We start from the raw sequence: 15,257 nt of genomic DNA, 5'->3' as shown, positions 1-15,257 counted from the left end.
TGTTTTGGGTAACGGACCGCAATGACGCGCCAACATCACCTTTTCTTTCCTCCGTTTCAGCTGGATTTGGTCAATGAGAAACTGTTTTGCGGCGCGCAACACATACCCTTGCGACCGAAGGCGCTCGCCGTGCTGCGTTATCTGGCGGAACACGCGCAAAGCTTGGTCACCAAGGAAGAGTTGCTCGAAGCCGTGTGGCGTCGATCCTATGTGAGTGAAGGACTGTTGCGGGGGTATATTCGCGAGCTCCGCGCCGTGCTCGGGGATGAGGCTCAGGCGCCGCGCTTCATCGAGACGGCCAGCCGGCGAGGCTATCGGTTCATCGCCCCGGTTACCAGTGCTTCAGCGGTCTCCTCGGGAGGGGATCAGCGTGAGCCCGCCTTTCGCGCAACCTCGGACGGGCAACTATGGGTGGGGCGGGAGGCGCAACTGAGGCGTTTGCAGGAGTTATGGCTGACGGCCCAAGGCGGCCGGCGGCAGATCGTTTTCCTGACCGGGGAGGCAGGCTCGGGCAAAACGACTTTCATTGAAATGTTTCTTGAGACGCTGGCGCGGGATGAGCACAGGCTAATGTGGGGGCAGTGCATTGAGCACTATGGGGCGGGAGAGGCATTTCTGCCGCTGCTGGAGGCCTTGGGCCGTGAGGGCGATGCAAGTCGCTTAAAAGCCGCGTTGAGTGCCTGCGCCCCCACCTGGCTGTCGCAGTTGCCGAGGCTGCTCGCTGCGGAGGAACGAGAGGAGGTGCAGCGGCAAGTGCTGGGGGCGACGCGGGAGCGTATGCTGCGGGAGGGTTGCGAACTGCTGGAGGCCCTGTCGGCGGAAGCGCCGCTCGTGCTGGTTCTGGAAGACATGCACTGGAGCGATTATGCCACCCTGGATCTGCTCGCCGCGCTGGGACGACGCCGGGAGCGGGCGGCGCTGTTGGTGATCGTCAGCTACAGGGCAAGCGATGCGGCGCTTCGCGACCATCCCTTGCAACGGGTGCGGCAGGAGTTACAGGCGCGTCGGCTGTGTGCCGAACTGCCGATCGACGCCTTCTCCCGGAAAGAACTGCGCGCTTATCTCGTCCGGCGGTTTTCGCAAGCCCCGTTTCTCGAAGAGATCGCCCGAATCATTCATCGACGTACCGGCGGCCACCCTTTGTTCGTGGTGAATCTTATCGATTACCTGCTCGCCGACGGACGTCTTCGGCAAGCCGAGGGAGAATGGAGCATCGAAGGCGGTGTTGAGGACCTAGAGCGCGGCGTACCGGATGACATCCGAGAGCTAATCGAGCATCAGCTGGAACGACTGTCCACCCGAGAGCAGCAGGCGCTCGGTGTAGCGAGTGCGGCCGGAATGGAATGCTCGGCGGCCCTTCTTGCGGCGGCATTGGAAGAAGATCCGCTGGCTGTCGAGGCCTGCTGCGAAGCGTTGGTGCGGCGTAGTCCGATGTGGGCGGCGAGCGGAATAGCCGAGTGGCCGGATGGAACTGTGGCGGGAAACTACGCGTTTCGCCATGCTTTGTTTGCGGAAGTGCTGTACCAGCGGCTGACTCCGGCTTACCGGATTGCATTGCATCGGTGCCTGGGGAAACGACTGGAACTTGCCTTCGGGGAACGGTCGGGAGAAATCGCGGCCGAGTTGGCCAGGCACTTCGAGGAGGGGAGGGATTTTTCGAAGGCTCTGGGTTATCTTCGCCTCGCCGCCGAACAGTCCTCGCGGCGTTTCGCCAACCGCGAAGCCTTGAATTACCTCGGCCGTGCATTGGCGCTAGTGGACCGGCAACCGGCCGAAGCCCGGATCGACAGCCGTCTGTCACTCATGGAGCAGCGCGCCCTGGTCCATCGCGTGCTCTCCGATTGGCCTTGCATGGTGGAAGACCTGGAGGGGCTGGTGGCGCTGGCCGGCGCCGAAGGTCGGCGGGAGCAGGAGGTCGGGGGCTTGATAGCATTGACCTTGGCGCTGTTTCATTCCGATCCCTTGCGCTGTATCGCCACGGCTGATCTGGCGGTCGAGCGGAGTCGCGATCTTGCCGCCGACCGGCTAAGAACCTACGCGGTAGCCAACCAGGCGCTTTTTCGCCTCGCGTTTGGCTTATGCCGAGAGGAAGACAGGGTGGCGGTCGTCCATGGCGCGGAAGTCGCCCGCTCGGCGCAGGATGCCATGCCCTTAGCTTTATATTGCACGCTGCAAACCGTCATGGATCTCGATCAGGCCGATTACCCCGGTGCCCTGAGGTCCGCGCAAGAGGTCCTGCGCCTGGGCAGCGCAATGGGCGACGGCTTCAATTACATGTCCGGCCAGTACTATTCCGCCTGGGCGTTGCTCCATCTCGGAAGATGGGGCGAAGTGAGGCGCATCCAGGCGGCAGGGCTGACGGCGGCGGAGCAAAACGACAGTCCAATGCCGCGGTCGCTATTCCACCTGGTTGCAGCGGCCTTGTCTCTGGAGGCGCTGGACTATCGCAGCGCTCTGACGTTGTGCCGAAGTGCCACCCCGCGCCCTTCGGACGCTTATGCCGTGCCGCTCTTTGTGCTTTTGAGGAGCCGTGCGCATCTCGCCCTGGGCCGGTATCACGAAGCGATTTGTTGTCTTGAGTACCTTGCCCAAATGACCGAAGCTGGCGAGTTGCTCAGTTTGCGCAATCGGATGATGCTCCGTGAGAGCCTGGGCGAATACTGGCTGGCCATGGGGAAGCCCGCGCAGGCCTACACCGAGGCGGAGCGATTGCTCGAACTTGCCGCCACCCCCGGCGATCGCCACTTTTTGGCTCTGGGGCACCGGCTTTTGGCTCGGATCGCGATCGCGGAGCAGGATCGGAATGAGGCGGAATGCCAGCTATCGCAAGCCCTAGCCGTCATCGAAGGCGCCGTGGTTCCGTTGGCGGCCTGGCGGGTCTATTTCACGGCGGCGGAGCTAAATGAAGGGCAAGAGCGGACGGCCGAGGCTAGCGTGTACTGGAACCGCGGCGCGGCGGTCGTCCGTGCACTGGCCGATTCTCTCGAAGAAACGGATCCCCTGCGCCGGTCGTTGCTGACCGCCTTGCCCGTTCAAGAAGGGGCATAATCCGGCCGGCTTCATTTGTCCGATCAGGTATCTGTCTTCACGCGGTCAGTTGCCGGTGGTCGGAACTTTGCGCCGTTTGATGTGTGAGCCTAGCCAAGGATTGTCCCATGCGGACGATACTGTCGGGCACGAGCGATTCTTCCCATTCGACCACGTTATCGCCGAATAGAACGATTATCGTAGATCCCATATTGAAGCGCCCCATTTCCTGGCCGCGGGAAAGGACCGGCGGGTTCTCCGGATAATGCCAGGTTCGTACGGTCGTGCTAGTCGGCGGGGTAACGACGCCATGCCAAACCGTTTCGATGCTGGCGACAAAGATGGCTCCTACGAGGACCAATGCCATAGGCCCGACCTCGGTGTCGAACAGCGCGATAACGCGTTCGTTGCGCGCGAACAGATTCGGGACATTGGCCGTGGTGGCCGCGTTGACGCTGAACAGTTTTCCGGGAACATGGGTCATCTCCTTGAGCGTCCCGTCGAGGGGCATGTGCAGGCGATGATAGTCCCGCGGCGAGAGGTAGATTGTCGCAAACCGGCCGTTGGCGAACAACTCTGCTTGTTCCGCGTGTCCGCCGAGCAACTCGGCCACACTGAAATCTTTTTCCTTGGCCTGGATGATGCGTCCCTCGGTAATCGCTCCGATTTGGCTGACGGTGCCGTCCGCCGGACAGACTACGGCGTCGGGTTCGGGCGCGATGGGGCGGGTCTCCGGTTTGAGCGCGCGGGTGAAGAACTCGTTGAAGCAGCCGTAAGCAGTCGGATCCGGCTCGGCAGCTTGCGCCATATCGACGCCGTACAGCTTGATGAATGAGCGAATCATTGCATCTTTGAAGGCGCTGTTCCGGCACCGGGTTATCGAACCCATCAGCCGCGACAGCATGTGCTGGGGCAGCACATGCTGGCCGAGCGCGAAGAGTTTTTCCGAGGTAGACATAGTGGGATCAATTGGTGCTTGGGGCGAAGGAATCAATAACCCCGCTCGGCAAAAACCTTTTGAGCAGCGGTTACGGCCACTCCGGCGGTAATCGGGGCTTTGGTTTCGGCAAGCACGGCTTCGAGCGCGCTCAGGCAAACCAAAACATTCTTCGGCGATGCGCTGAACCCCATGAGTCCGATGCGCCAAATCTTGCCCGCCAGTGCTCCAAGTCCCGCTCCGATTTCGAGGCCGTAACGGTTGAGCAGGGTCGAGCGGACATAAACATCATCGGCACCTTCCGGAATCGTGACCGCGTTGAGCTGGGGCAAGCGAGCCGCTGTCGGCACGATGAAGCGCAGTCCCATCGCCTCGAGACCGGCCTTCAGCGCGGTATGCATGTCCTGGTGCCGTTGCCAGGCATTCTCCAACCCTTCCTCCTGGAGCAGTACCAGAGCCTCATGCAGGCCGTACAGCGCGTTGATCGGCGCCGTGTGATGATAGGCTCGTTTGGTACCGCCGCCCCAGTAATTCATCACCAGGCTGAGATCCAGGAACCAGCTTTGCACTTTGGTCTTGCGATTCTTGATGACCTCGATCGCCCGTTGATTGAAACTGACCGGCGAAAGACCAGGCGTGCAGGATAGGCACTTCTGCGAGCCGGAGTAGATGGCGTCGACGTTCCATTCGTCCACTTTTAGCGGAGAACCGCCGAGCGAGGTCACGGCATCCACGATGACCAGGCAGCCATGCTCATGGGCGAGCCGGGCAAGCGTCTCCACGTCCGAGCACGCGCCGGTGGACGTTTCGGCCTGAACGAAGGCTACGATCTTGGCTTCCGGGTGGGCCTTGAGGGCATCGGCTACTTTGTTCGGGTCGACGGGCATGCCCCATTCGTCCTCGACTAGGACGGCCTTGCCGCCGCAACGTTCCACGTTTTCCTTCATCCGACCGCCGAAAACGCCATTTTGGCATACGATCACCGTATCGCCCGGTTCCACGAGGTTGACGAAGCAGGTTTCCATGCCGGCCGAGCCGGGGGCGGAAACCGGCAGAGTCAATTCGCTACTGGTCTTGAAGGCGTAGTGCAGCAAGGCCTTCATTTCATCCATCATGTCGATGAAGCGGGGGTCCAGGTGGCCGATCGTCGGTCGCGCCATGGCCTCCAAAATTCTCGGGTGGACGTCGGACGGGCCAGGGCCCATAAGGGTGCGGACGGGAGGGTGGAAAGATCGGATGCTCATTTTTCGATGTTTTATTTTATATGTACGTGAGTGAATTGATGATGCTCGTCGAGATAAAGAGTGAGGTCGGCGCGGTTCGGCATTTCATCCAGCGTATGCCGCGTGAGACGCTCGTAATGCATGATGAAGCGCCGTAACGCGGCGACGTCCATCAAACGGTGCCGGTTGCTGGGATCGGTATTTTCGGCCAGTTTTTTCTCTTGCAGGCTGCGCCATTCGAAGACGCTGTCCATTCCGGGGACTTTGAGCATGACCAGCCTGTTTAATTCCCCAAAGAGAATCGCGTAGGCGCCTTTGAGCTGATCGTTGACGTAGCGGCGCCACGCGCCATCGGAGTCTTCGCTTTTCTCCAGCTCGTTTACCGGCGAGTCGAGCGCATCGTCCGATTGTGGCCGCGTGCCTACACACCAGCCTTCGAAAATAACGATATCGGGTCGGCCTCGAACAACCGGCCATTCAACCACCGGTTTGCGGTCGTCGCGTGCCTTGTCGAAAGCGGGCAGGGGAGTCAGCGTATCCGCTCCGGCCGTTTTCAAGGCGCGAAGAGTTTGGAGCCCGAGGTCGACGTCATGAGTGCCGGGTACGCCGCGGGTCAGCAAGAGCGGATGAACTTCGCGCGCCAAGCGCTCGCGCTCGGCCCGCGTTTTATAAATGTCGTCTATGGAGAATCCGGCGACGCGGAAACCATAGGTTTCGGTCAAGATCAGCTGGAGAAAGTCGCATAGTGTGGATTTTCCAGATCCCTGGGCTCCGTTGACGCCCAGTACCAGCGTGTCCGTCGATTTTTGCCGGCGCACCCACGCTCCAAGCGGAAGATAAACCGAGGCGAGTCTTGCAGTCAGGCTCTCGTCGATACGGTGAGCGCGCACCCGCTCGGTAAAGACCGGCCGGATGCGCTCCCAAAGTTCGTCGTACTCGGCTGGCGCGAGCATTCCGGCAGGCCAGAACGAGTTCGTTTCGGCGGCGGACACGACGTTCAGGCCACCTTGTCCCGCGGCGTTTGTCCGGCAAAGAAGGCCGTGACGTTGTCGATGACCCGCATGCCCATGGCCTCGCGGGTTTCAAGCGTGGCGCTGCCCAAGTGCGGCAACAAGGCGACGTTGTCCAGCTCGAGGAACCCTTTGTTCAAATTCGGCTCTCCTTCGAACACGTCCAGGCCGGCGCCCTTGATGGTTTTTTTCTTCAAGGCATCGATCAAAGCTGCGTTGTCGACCACGTCGCCGCGAGCGGTGTTAATGAGGTAAGCCGCGGGCTTCATCAATGCGAGGCGTTCGGCGTTGATGAGGTGGCGGTTTTCCTTGCTTCCGGGGCAATGCAGGGCGACGAAATCGGCCCGGCGCAGCACCTCTTCGATGGTGCTGCATTGTTCGGCGTCAAAAGACTTGACGACTTCAGGGGCAGGCGGATAAGGATCGAAAAAGATGATCGGCATGTCGAAACCGAAATGCGCTTTCTTCGCCATCGCTCGGGCAATGCGCCCGAAACCGATCAGGCCGAGGGTCTTGCCGGTGACCTTGGTGCCCATCATGTGCGTGGGGTGCCAGCCGGTCCATTCGCCGCTGCGCACATGGCGCTCGCCCTCGCCGCCGCGCCGGGCGGCCATCAGCATCAGCAACATGGCGATGTCGGCGGTGCAGTCGGTGAGGACGTCGGGGGTGTTGGTGACGGTGATGCCGCGCGCCTTGGCCGCCTCAATGTCGATATGGTTGAAACCCACGCCGAAGTTGCCGAGGATCTTGCAACGCAAAGGTTCGGCACTCAACACATCGGCCGTGATCGGGTCGGTCACCGTCGGCATGACCACATCGTAATTGCGCAGGGCATCTTTCAATTCCTCCGCGGTCATCGGATGGTTGTCGGTGTTGAAAGTGACGTCGAACAGTTCTTGAAGCTTGGTTTCGCAAGCTTCGGGCCAGCGGCGGGTGACTAAGGCTTTGGGTTTGCTCATGGTGCAGGCTCCAAATTACGTAAGGTGGGCAATACCCACCTTACTCGGATTTCGTGCCCTCTGCCCTGGAAGACGTTGCGCGAGTCAGCCGGATCATTCCGGCCTGTCTCAAGCTGTTGCGGCTCCCCCGGGGCGAGCGAGGTCGAGGCGAAGGCTCGGTCAGCGCGGCTTGACGGCCGGCGCCGTTTCGCGCCAGTACTCGCAGGCCGCTGCGATACCGCTGCCCGGCGTCACTTGGATGCCGGTGTCGCGCATGGCCATTTCGGCGCCCGCGATTGCGCTGCACAGCATCAGTTCGTTGAGATCGCCCAGGTGACCGATGCGGAACACTTTGCCCATGACCTCGCTCAAGCCGGCGCCGAGGGAAAGATTGTAGCGGTGATACGCATAATGCATGACGTCGCGGGCATCGTAGCCTTGCGGAACGACGATGGCGGAAACGGTGTTCGAGTACCATTTCGGATCACGGGCACACAACTCCAGTCCCCAGGCTTTAACCGCGCGACGCACCCCTTCGGCAAGCCGGTGGTGGCGGGCAAAGACGTTTTGGAGCCCTTCTTCGAGCAGCAGGTCGATGGATTTGCGCAGACCGTAGAGCAATGGGATCGACGGTGTATACGGGAAATAACCGCCGGCGTTGTGCGTCATCTGATCCTGAATGTCCAAAAAACAGCGACGGCTCTTGGCGCTTTGGCGCGCATCCAGGGCTTTCTGGCTGAAGCATAGCAAGGCCAGACCAGCGGGCAGCATGAATCCTTTCTGTGAACCGGCAAGACCGATATCTATGCCCCATTCGTCCATACGGAAGTCGATGCTGGCGATCGAACTGACCCCGTCCACGAAAAACATGGCCGAATGCCCGGCCGCATCCAAGGCTTTGCGTACGCCCGCCAGATCGTTGGTGACGCCAGTGGCGGTTTCGTTATGGCAAATCAGGAGGGCCTTAATGTCCTGATTTGTATCCGCTTTGAGCCGCGCTTCCAAGCGATCCAAAGGTATGCCTTCACCCCAGGGGATTTCCTCATGCTCTACATCGAAGCCGAGGCGGCGTGCCATATCGATCCACAAGTGGCTGAACTGGCCGAAGCGATAAGCCAGAACTTTATCGCCGGGAGATAAGGTGTTGGTCAGGGCGATTTCCCAGCCGGCCGTACCGGTGGCGGGAAAAATGAAGCATTGGCCTTTTTCGGTTTGGAAGATTTTTTTGAGATCTTCCAATAATGGCTTAACCAGCTCCGGAAAATCGGGGCGCCGGTGATCTTCCATCGGCACATGCATGGCGCTCAGGATAGAGTCCGGAATATTGGTGGGACCGGGAACGTAAAGATGAGTTCGACCTGGCATTAATTTCACCTTATGGAACGTGGTTACCTTGGAACGGCGCGAAAACGCGCTGGAGTTCAAAACCGGCTATGGACTGCAGAAGACCGCCCAAAAACAGCCCGTAATCATGCCACAGGGGAGAAGCTGTCTTCAAGGTAAGCCCCGTTTGCCGAGATGGGGGCTATGGTGCTCGGCTCATTCAATAACGATTAGTGATTCGAGTGGACTTGCGGAAAACCCTTCTTCACACCGGAATAGAAGTGAGGGTTGAACCAGGATCGAGTGAGCCGGGGACTCGGTCCGTTTCGGGGACTGATCGCGATCCAATCGGACCCGAATGCCGGAGCGGGAAAAGGCCCGCTCCGAGCGTTTTCGACGAGAATCGGACCTTATTCGTCGCCGCTAAAAACACCTAGCAGGTGCAGGAGACTGGTAAACAGATTGAAGATCGACACATACAGGGTCACTGTGGCGAGAATGTAGTTACGCTCGCCGCCGTGCACGATTTCGCTGGTCTGGTAAAGAATGAGACCGGCCATCAAAACAATGAACATTGCCGACACGGCGATCTGGAGTCCCGGCATATGAAAGAAGAGCGCAGCCAGTGCGGCGAGGAACGCGACCAGGATGCCGGCGGTAAGCATGCCGCCCAGGAAACTGAAGTCCTTCCTCGTGGTCAGGGCGTAGGCCGACAGCCCAAGGAAAATCGCTCCGGTGCCCCCAAGGGCGGTCATCACCAGTTGCGGGCCATTACCGATCTGGGTCAGATATATATTGAGAATCGGCCCGAGGGTCAGCCCCATGAAGCCGGTAAGGGCAAATACGAAGACAAGCCCGAGGGCGCTGTTCTGAAACTTGGAAACCAGGAACAGCAAGCCGAAGTATCCGATTAACGTCACAATCACTCCGGGGTGGGGTAGCTCCAGAGCCATCGACAAGCCCGCCGTGAATGCGCTGAAGGTCAGCGTCATGGCCAGCAAAGCATAAGTGTTGCGTAGGACTTTGTTGGTTTCCAATACGCCGGCGGAAGCGCGAGCGTAGGCCGGATTGATTTGATTCATAATGATCTCCTTTGCTTAGGACATAATCGGGCAATTGGACCAGGAAATGGTACAGTAGTTTTTCTTGCGCGTGTAATGGTTTGAGCTAGACGGGGTTTTTCATGCGGGAGCCATTTCGAGACCGATTTTTCCGCCTCATCTCAGATCTCGTTCTTTGTCATTCGCCAAGCGGCAAGGAACAGGAAATAGACGCGTTCATCCTATCGTGGCTCGAGTCTATCGGCGTCGAGGCGAGCCAAGATGATGCCGGCAATATCATCGCGAGCGTTCGGGGAACGAACTCTGCTCGCGTCCTCGCCATTACCGCACACAAGGACGAGATCGGCGGCATCGTGAAGCGTGTGAGAGAAGACGGCAAGGTGGAGGTCCGGAAGCTCGGCGGTACTTTCCCATGGGTCTATGGGGAAGGGGTTGTGGATTTACTCGGCGACAGCTTAACGATTCCGGCGATCCTGAGTTTCGGTTCCCGGCATGTATGCCATGAATCGCCTCAAAAGGCATACGAGGAAGACAAGCCGCCGAAATGGGATACCGTTTGGCTGGATGCCAAACTGAGCAAATCGGAACTCACAGAAGCGGGGGTGCGTCCGGGAACGCGGATGGTTATCGGCAAACATCGGAAAGCGCCATTCCGGATGGGGGATTATGTCGCCAGTTACGCCTTGGACAACAAGGCCGCCGTTGCAATTCTTTTACTGCTGGCCGAGACCGTGAAGAGCCCAGTATCGGATTTGGATCTGGTTTTTTCCGCGCAGGAGGAGGTGGGAGCCATCGGAGCGCTCTATTACACCCGGCAGAAACGAGTCGACGAGCTGATTGCCGTCGAGATTGCCCCGAAATCGGCGGAGTATCCCATCGAAAGCGACGAAGAGCCCGTACTTTTGTCTCAGGATGGCTATGGCATGTATGATGAGACGTTGAATCGACGTCTTGCTGAGGCCGCGCGTAAGACGGGCGTGTCCGTGCAATACGCGGTGTTGAGCCAATTCGGCAGCGATGCGTCGGTGGCGATGAAAACTGGGCACGTGCCGAAAGGCGCATGCCTCGGGTTTCCCGCAGATAACACTCATGGATACGAAATCGCTCATTTAGGAGCGCTGGAAGCCTGTTATCAATTATTGCAAACCTACTTATCCTGAGATTGTCTAATGCCCACCTTGGGTTCAAAGGTTGATTTTTGAATATTCGTTGCCATATAACAGGCATATCCGATTCTTGACTACAGACGTGGGTTATCGATGAAGAAACGTACTGGATTGGTTTTGAGCGTATTGATCGGGCTGTCCTTGGCGCTGTCCGGAATGGGCGACGCTTACGCCAAGCGCGTGGGCGGCGGTAAGTCGTTCGGCAGCCGGCCGTCCTACAGCACGCCCTATAAACGCTCTACCGATATGACGCAATCCGCTTCTCCGGCTCAGCAACAAGCCTACCAATCGCCGGCCCAAAAGAACCAGGCGGCGCGCGAAGCGATGTCGCGACGGGGCGGGCTCATGGGAATGCTGGGTGGCCTGGCCTTGGGCGGTTTATTGGGCGCTCTCCTGTTCGGCGGGGCCTTCGAGCATCTCAACTTCCTGGACATTCTGGTGTTTGCGCTGATCGCATTCATGCTGTTCAAGTTTTTCGCCGCTCGGAGGCGAACCGAATCGAGCGAACCGGCAGCGGCAGGAGGATATTATTCGGGGACGGACTCGGCTCGGAATCCGGAATCCGATCACGCTTACCGGCGTCAGGCCGATTCCGGACAGGCGAGCAATTCGGGGTTCGATACGGACGTTCTGTTCGGAAAAGGGCGAGGTGCTTCGTCTTCAGGGCAAACTGCCGGCACGGCCGGACAACCCAATTCGGTTCCGACGGATTTCGATTCGGCCGGTTTTCTTTCCGGCGCAAGAGCGGCCTACGAGACGATGCAGAAAGCGTGGGACGAGGGAGACTTGGCGCAGTTAAGGGCTTTGACCACCGACAAGGTATTCGGCGAGCTTCAGGATCAATTGAGAGCTCGCGGAACCGAGAGCAACAGGACGGAACTGCTCAAGGTCGACGTGGAACTTCTCGAGGTGCGTGACCTCGGCTCAGACCGCGAGGCAACCGTACTGTTTGATGTGATCATACGTGAGTCTCCCGAGGAAAGACCTACGCAAGTGCGCGAAGTTTGGCACTTCGTACGTCCGAAACACAGCCGTCAACCGACCTGGTTCCTGGATGGAATTCAGCAGTTGGAAGACTGAGCAGAGTTGGGTTAAAGCGGGGGGAAGATAAAGCTTTGTCTTCCCTCCGGTCAGCTCATGAATAAAGCCAAATTTTGGCTCATGGCGTTCGCCATCGTAACGGTGGCAAGCCTCGGCCTGTATCGATGGGGTTTCCAACGAACCGCCCCGGATGCGGAGTTCGTCACGATCAAGGGCGAGCACATTCAGATGCGGGAGCTCCGCGGTCATCCGGTGTTGGTGACATTCTGGGCCAGCGACTGCCGGGCGTGCATCGAGGAAATGCCCGAACTGGCCGAGTTATACCAACAGCTTTTCGCGCGAGGTTTCAAATTGATTTCGGTCGCTATGCCTTATGATGTTCCAAGCCGGGTTTTAAGCTTGGCCGAGGCGAAACAGTTGCCTTATCCCGTGGCCCTTGATCCACTCGGACATCTGGCGGAAACATTCGATCAGGTCCGATTGGTTCCCAATAGTTTCTTGATTTCTCCTGACGGCCGGATTGTTATGCACCAACTGGGACGAATCGATGCCCGGAATCTCCGTGAGCGAGTCGAGCGGATGCTCGGAGACGTGTAAACGATGTGGCTGAAAGCCTTTCATCTCATCTTCATGGTGACTTGGTTCGCCGGTTTGTTTTATCTTCCCCGGTTGTTCGTCTACCACACGATGAGTGCCGATGCCGTCAGCGTCGAGCGGTTCAAGATCATGGAACGTAAACTCTACTTTGGGATCATGACTCCCGGAATGATTTTGACGCTCGTGTTCGGCTTATGGATGCTCCACGACTATGCTTGGGAAGACTACGGTGACAGCGGCTGGCTTCGCGTTAAACTGTTCCTGATCGGATTGTTGGTGGGTTATCACGCTTTATGCGGAAAATGGCTGCGTGATCTGAAATATGACCGTAATGGTCACAGCCATATTTTTTTCCGCTGGATGAATGAAGTGCCGGTCTTGTTCTTATTCGCGATCGTGCTTCTGGCGACGCTCAAGCCGTTCTGATCTCCCCTGTCCGCTTGTCGAAACAACTATTTTGCCGATTCTTGTCGAGGATAATTACATGCCAACTTACGACTATCAGTGCGAAGCCTGCAAACATGAGTTCACCGCCATGCACAAAATCAGCGAGGCACCACCGAAGTGCCCTGATTGCGGCGGCGACGTCCGGAAAAAATTATCGGCTCCCGCGGTACACGGCAGTGGTGCTCGGAAAGAGTCTGCCATCAGTCCGGGACATGGTTGTGGGGCAGGGGCATGTGGATGTAAACACTAATGGGAGAGCAAAACCGGATTGCACGCCTTTCCAGGGACGGAAAGCGAAGCTTGCTACTCAATTGCTTCCGTACGGAAACCTTCCTGACTCCAGCATAAGACCGTTTCGCCATTTCCCCACTCGGGCAGGACGAAGCGCCGACATCGCTTATTCTCGATCTCGAACTCATGAACAGCGGGGCGGTGGGTGTGGCCGTGAATCAATCGATCCACGCCATAACGGCTCATGGTTTCTCTCACTGCTTCCGGGTTGACGTCCATGATCTCCGCCGTTTTGCCGCGCTTATCGAGCCCGCTCTTGAAGCGGTACCAGCGCGCGTACATGCGGCGCAGCCAAAGCGGCTTCGATAGCGCCGCTTGTTTCCATGCCTCGGTGCGGATGCGTTCTCGAGCCCTCTGATACTGAACATCGTCGGTGCACAGGAGATCTCCGTGGGTAATCAACGTGGACACCCCGAAGAGATCGATGACCTCGTAATCGGCAAGCAAGCGGATGCCGGTTTCCCGAGCGAAGCTTTCGCCGAGCAGAAAATCGCGGTTACCGTGCTGGAAGTACACTTTGATGCCGGAGTCCGTAAGCTGCCTGAACGCGGACTTGACCTCCCGGTTAGGGGAGAAGTTGTCGTCGTCACCGAGATAGGCGTCGAAAAGGTCTCCGAGGACGTACAGCCGCTCGGCATCTGATGCGCGGCGTTTCAGAAACCGCAAGAAACGCTGTGTAATTTCCGGTCGTGTAACGCTGAGATGCAGATCGGAGATGAACAGCGTTTCGTTTTTCAAGGAAGATGGCTTCGTCTGTCTATTGACCGACGATGGTCGCTTTCTCGATGATGATGGGTGTTTGCGGCACATCCGATGCCATCGGGCCGCCGGAGCCCGTCGGAATTTTTGCCATCTTGTCGACGACGTCCATGCCTTCGGTGACCTCACCGAATACGGAATAACCCCATCCTTGCGGTGTGGCGCTCTTGTAATCCAAGAACGCATTGTCGACAAAATTGATGAAGAATTGAGACGTGGCGGAATGGGGATCCGGAGTACGGGCCATGGCTATCGTTCCGCGCTTGTTTTTAAGTCCATTATCGGCCTCGTTCTTGATTGCCGGGCGCGTGGGTTTCTGCTTGAAATCCTCGGTGTAACCACCGCCTTGAGCCATGAAGTTCGGTATGACTCTGTGGAAGATGGTACCGTCATAATGCCCCTCTTTGACATACGTCAAAAAGTTCTCGACCGTGGCGGGGGCTTTAGCTGAATCCAGCGTTAGAACGACATCCCCGAGATTGGTCTCCAACCGGACTTGAGGGGCGGGTTGATTCATTTTTGGTTTCTCCGCTGCAATGGATGATAAGGCAAAGCCGAAAAGACAAACGAAAACGATCTTGGCGAGCTTCATAGTATATCGCGTTGATGGTTAGGGTTCTTTCGCGGCGCTAATTTCCGGGTCTTGTTTATAAATTGGATCGAGCGAGCTGTCAGCCTCAAGGGAGGCGATTTCCTTAATGATACCGTCATTCAACCCGTAAACCCATCCGTGGAGATCCGGACGATCGCCGGCTCGCCACGCTCGCTGAATGACCGAGGTCTGCGCCAGGTTGTGAACCTGTTCGATGACATTGAGTTCGACCAGTCGGTTGTGACGCGCGTCCTCCGAATTTTCGGCATCGATGTTCTCTCGGTGCAGACGATGGATGTCCTTGATGTATTTGAGCCACTTGTTCATGAACAAGTGGTCGGGATGCGGTTTTCCCATCGCTGCTTTGATGCTGCCACAGCCGTAATGCCCGCAAACGATGATGTGCTTCACCTTTAGAAAATCGACGGCATATTCGAGCGCGGCCAGGAAATTCATATCCATGATCGCCACTTGGTTGGCTATGTTCCGATGAACGAAAATTTCACCGGGCTCGGTTTGTGTCACCTGGTCGGCATGCACGCGGCTGTCGGAACACCCGATCCAGAACACGTCCGGATTCCGTGGCTGCCGTAGTTTGTCGAAAAATTCCGGATCGTGAGCGGCTTTCTCCTGAGCCCAAGCCTTATTTTCAAGCAGCAGCCTTTCGAGCGGTTTCATAATTTTCTCCGGTTACAGTTTGCTGTTTATCGGTGGTAGAGGCGCGCTGCGTCGCGATGCCGTGCGTGCCGTTGAGGTTTTTCAATTCCACGGTGATGTTGTCGTCCGAGGCGGCGGCCACGAAGTCGTGGATGGTTTCGAGGATGTCCTGATCGATGAATTGCGCC

Annotated in this window: 16 protein-coding genes; 6 read left to right on the top strand and 10 right to left on the bottom strand. The window is 58.0% G+C overall.

The window, feature by feature from the left end; genetic code table 11:
• Positions 1–21 precede the first annotated feature (21 nt).
• Positions 22–3,048, top strand: a complete 3,027-nt coding sequence (locus B2A78_RS18830; RefSeq protein WP_077731573.1) for an AAA family ATPase — start codon at positions 22–24, stop codon at positions 3,046–3,048.
• A gap of 37 nt (positions 3,049–3,085) precedes the next feature.
• On the opposite strand, the gene asd is transcribed toward B2A78_RS18830, so the two are convergent.
• From asd to B2A78_RS18800, 6 genes are all read right to left on the bottom strand, one after another.
• A complete protein-coding gene (gene asd, locus B2A78_RS18825; RefSeq protein WP_077731572.1) occupies positions 3,086–3,985 on the bottom strand; it encodes an archaetidylserine decarboxylase in 900 nt (299 codons plus the stop codon).
• 32 nt (positions 3,986–4,017) lie between these two features.
• A complete protein-coding gene (locus B2A78_RS18820) occupies positions 4,018–5,124 on the bottom strand; it encodes an alanine--glyoxylate aminotransferase family protein (protein WP_240502586.1) in 1,107 nt (368 codons plus the stop codon).
• A 95-nt stretch (positions 5,125–5,219) separates the two neighbouring features.
• The gene (locus tag B2A78_RS18815) at positions 5,220–6,179 is read right to left on the bottom strand and encodes a hypothetical protein (RefSeq protein WP_240502585.1); all 960 of its coding nucleotides are present in this window, start codon (positions 6,177–6,179) and stop codon (positions 5,220–5,222) included.
• Positions 6,180–6,184: 5 nt separating this feature from the next.
• Positions 6,185–7,156, bottom strand: a complete 972-nt coding sequence (locus B2A78_RS18810) for a D-glycerate dehydrogenase (protein ID WP_077731570.1) — start codon at positions 7,154–7,156, stop codon at positions 6,185–6,187.
• A gap of 159 nt (positions 7,157–7,315) precedes the next feature.
• On the bottom strand, positions 7,316–8,500 hold the full coding sequence (locus tag B2A78_RS18805; protein ID WP_077731569.1) for an aminotransferase class V-fold PLP-dependent enzyme: 1,185 nt from the start codon (positions 8,498–8,500) through the stop codon (positions 7,316–7,318).
• Between the two features lie 368 nt (positions 8,501–8,868).
• Positions 8,869–9,540: a Bax inhibitor-1/YccA family protein gene (locus tag B2A78_RS18800; protein ID WP_077731568.1), complete on the bottom strand. Its 672-nt coding sequence runs from the start codon at positions 9,538–9,540 to the stop codon at positions 8,869–8,871.
• Between the two features lie 101 nt (positions 9,541–9,641).
• On the opposite strand from B2A78_RS18800, the gene B2A78_RS18795 reads away from it, so the two are divergent.
• The 5 genes from B2A78_RS18795 to B2A78_RS27010 all read left to right on the top strand — a co-directional run bounded on the left by B2A78_RS18795 (position 9,642) and on the right by B2A78_RS27010 (position 13,020).
• Complete coding sequence (locus tag B2A78_RS18795) at positions 9,642–10,679, top strand: M20/M25/M40 family metallo-hydrolase (protein ID WP_077731567.1); 1,038 nt, start codon at positions 9,642–9,644, stop codon at positions 10,677–10,679.
• A 99-nt stretch (positions 10,680–10,778) separates the two neighbouring features.
• The gene (locus tag B2A78_RS18790) at positions 10,779–11,765 is read left to right on the top strand and encodes a TIM44-like domain-containing protein (protein ID WP_077731566.1); all 987 of its coding nucleotides are present in this window, start codon (positions 10,779–10,781) and stop codon (positions 11,763–11,765) included.
• A 57-nt stretch (positions 11,766–11,822) separates the two neighbouring features.
• Positions 11,823–12,323 (top strand): TlpA disulfide reductase family protein, encoded by a 501-nt coding sequence (locus B2A78_RS18785; protein WP_077731565.1) that lies wholly within the window; start codon positions 11,823–11,825, stop codon positions 12,321–12,323.
• Between the two features lie 3 nt (positions 12,324–12,326).
• Positions 12,327–12,749, top strand: a complete 423-nt coding sequence (gene hemJ, locus B2A78_RS18780; protein WP_077731564.1) for a protoporphyrinogen oxidase HemJ — start codon at positions 12,327–12,329, stop codon at positions 12,747–12,749.
• Positions 12,688–13,020, top strand: a complete 333-nt coding sequence (locus tag B2A78_RS27010) for a zinc ribbon domain-containing protein (protein WP_346425852.1) — start codon at positions 12,688–12,690, stop codon at positions 13,018–13,020. The genes hemJ and B2A78_RS27010 overlap by 62 nt, the downstream gene beginning before the upstream one ends.
• 53 nt (positions 13,021–13,073) lie before the next feature.
• On the opposite strand, the gene lpxH is transcribed toward B2A78_RS27010, so the two are convergent.
• The 4 genes from lpxH to B2A78_RS18755 form a co-directional block, all read right to left on the bottom strand.
• Entirely contained in the window at positions 13,074–13,799 is a 726-nt protein-coding gene (gene lpxH / locus B2A78_RS18770) for a UDP-2,3-diacylglucosamine diphosphatase (RefSeq protein ID WP_143735222.1), read from the bottom strand.
• 19 nt (positions 13,800–13,818) lie between these two features.
• Positions 13,819–14,337 (bottom strand): peptidylprolyl isomerase, encoded by a 519-nt coding sequence (locus tag B2A78_RS18765; protein ID WP_205780830.1) that lies wholly within the window; start codon positions 14,335–14,337, stop codon positions 13,819–13,821.
• A gap of 93 nt (positions 14,338–14,430) precedes the next feature.
• Entirely contained in the window at positions 14,431–15,090 is a 660-nt protein-coding gene (locus B2A78_RS18760) for a carbonic anhydrase (RefSeq protein WP_077731560.1), read from the bottom strand.
• On the bottom strand, positions 15,062–15,257 hold a 196-nt coding region (locus B2A78_RS18755), incomplete at its 5' end, for a hypothetical protein (protein WP_143735221.1). The genes B2A78_RS18755 and B2A78_RS18760, both read right to left, overlap by 29 nt.

This window comes from Methylocaldum sp. 14B, assembly GCF_002005105.1.
GTDB lineage: Bacteria > Pseudomonadota > Gammaproteobacteria > Methylococcales > Methylococcaceae > Methylocaldum.
The sequence above is the reverse complement of the archived record's forward strand: the minus strand, read 5'-3'. Positions and strand labels throughout refer to the sequence as shown.

Excerpts from the sequence above, each read along its gene's own strand:
- B2A78_RS18830 (WP_077731573.1), top strand. The coding sequence starts at position 22 with ATGACGCGCCAACATCACCTTTTCTTTCCTCCGTTTCAGCTGGATTTG.
- asd (WP_077731572.1), bottom strand. The coding sequence starts at position 3,985 with ATGTCTACCTCGGAAAAACTCTTCGCGCTCGGCCAGCATGTGCTGCCC.
- B2A78_RS18820 (WP_240502586.1), bottom strand. The coding sequence starts at position 5,124 with ATGGCGCGACCGACGATCGGCCACCTGGACCCCCGCTTCATCGACATG.
- B2A78_RS18810 (WP_077731570.1), bottom strand. The coding sequence starts at position 7,156 with ATGAGCAAACCCAAAGCCTTAGTCACCCGCCGCTGGCCCGAAGCTTGC.
- B2A78_RS18805 (WP_077731569.1), bottom strand. The coding sequence starts at position 8,500 with ATGCCAGGTCGAACTCATCTTTACGTTCCCGGTCCCACCAATATTCCG.
- B2A78_RS18800 (WP_077731568.1), bottom strand. The coding sequence starts at position 9,540 with ATGAATCAAATCAATCCGGCCTACGCTCGCGCTTCCGCCGGCGTATTG.
- B2A78_RS18795 (WP_077731567.1), top strand. The coding sequence starts at position 9,642 with ATGCGGGAGCCATTTCGAGACCGATTTTTCCGCCTCATCTCAGATCTC.
- B2A78_RS18790 (WP_077731566.1), top strand. The coding sequence starts at position 10,779 with ATGAAGAAACGTACTGGATTGGTTTTGAGCGTATTGATCGGGCTGTCC.
- B2A78_RS18785 (WP_077731565.1), top strand. The coding sequence starts at position 11,823 with ATGAATAAAGCCAAATTTTGGCTCATGGCGTTCGCCATCGTAACGGTG.
- hemJ (WP_077731564.1), top strand. The coding sequence starts at position 12,327 with ATGTGGCTGAAAGCCTTTCATCTCATCTTCATGGTGACTTGGTTCGCC.
- B2A78_RS27010 (WP_346425852.1), top strand. The coding sequence starts at position 12,688 with ATGAAGTGCCGGTCTTGTTCTTATTCGCGATCGTGCTTCTGGCGACGC.
- B2A78_RS18765 (WP_205780830.1), bottom strand. The coding sequence starts at position 14,337 with ATGAATCAACCCGCCCCTCAAGTCCGGTTGGAGACCAATCTCGGGGAT.
- B2A78_RS18760 (WP_077731560.1), bottom strand. The coding sequence starts at position 15,090 with ATGAAACCGCTCGAAAGGCTGCTGCTTGAAAATAAGGCTTGGGCTCAG.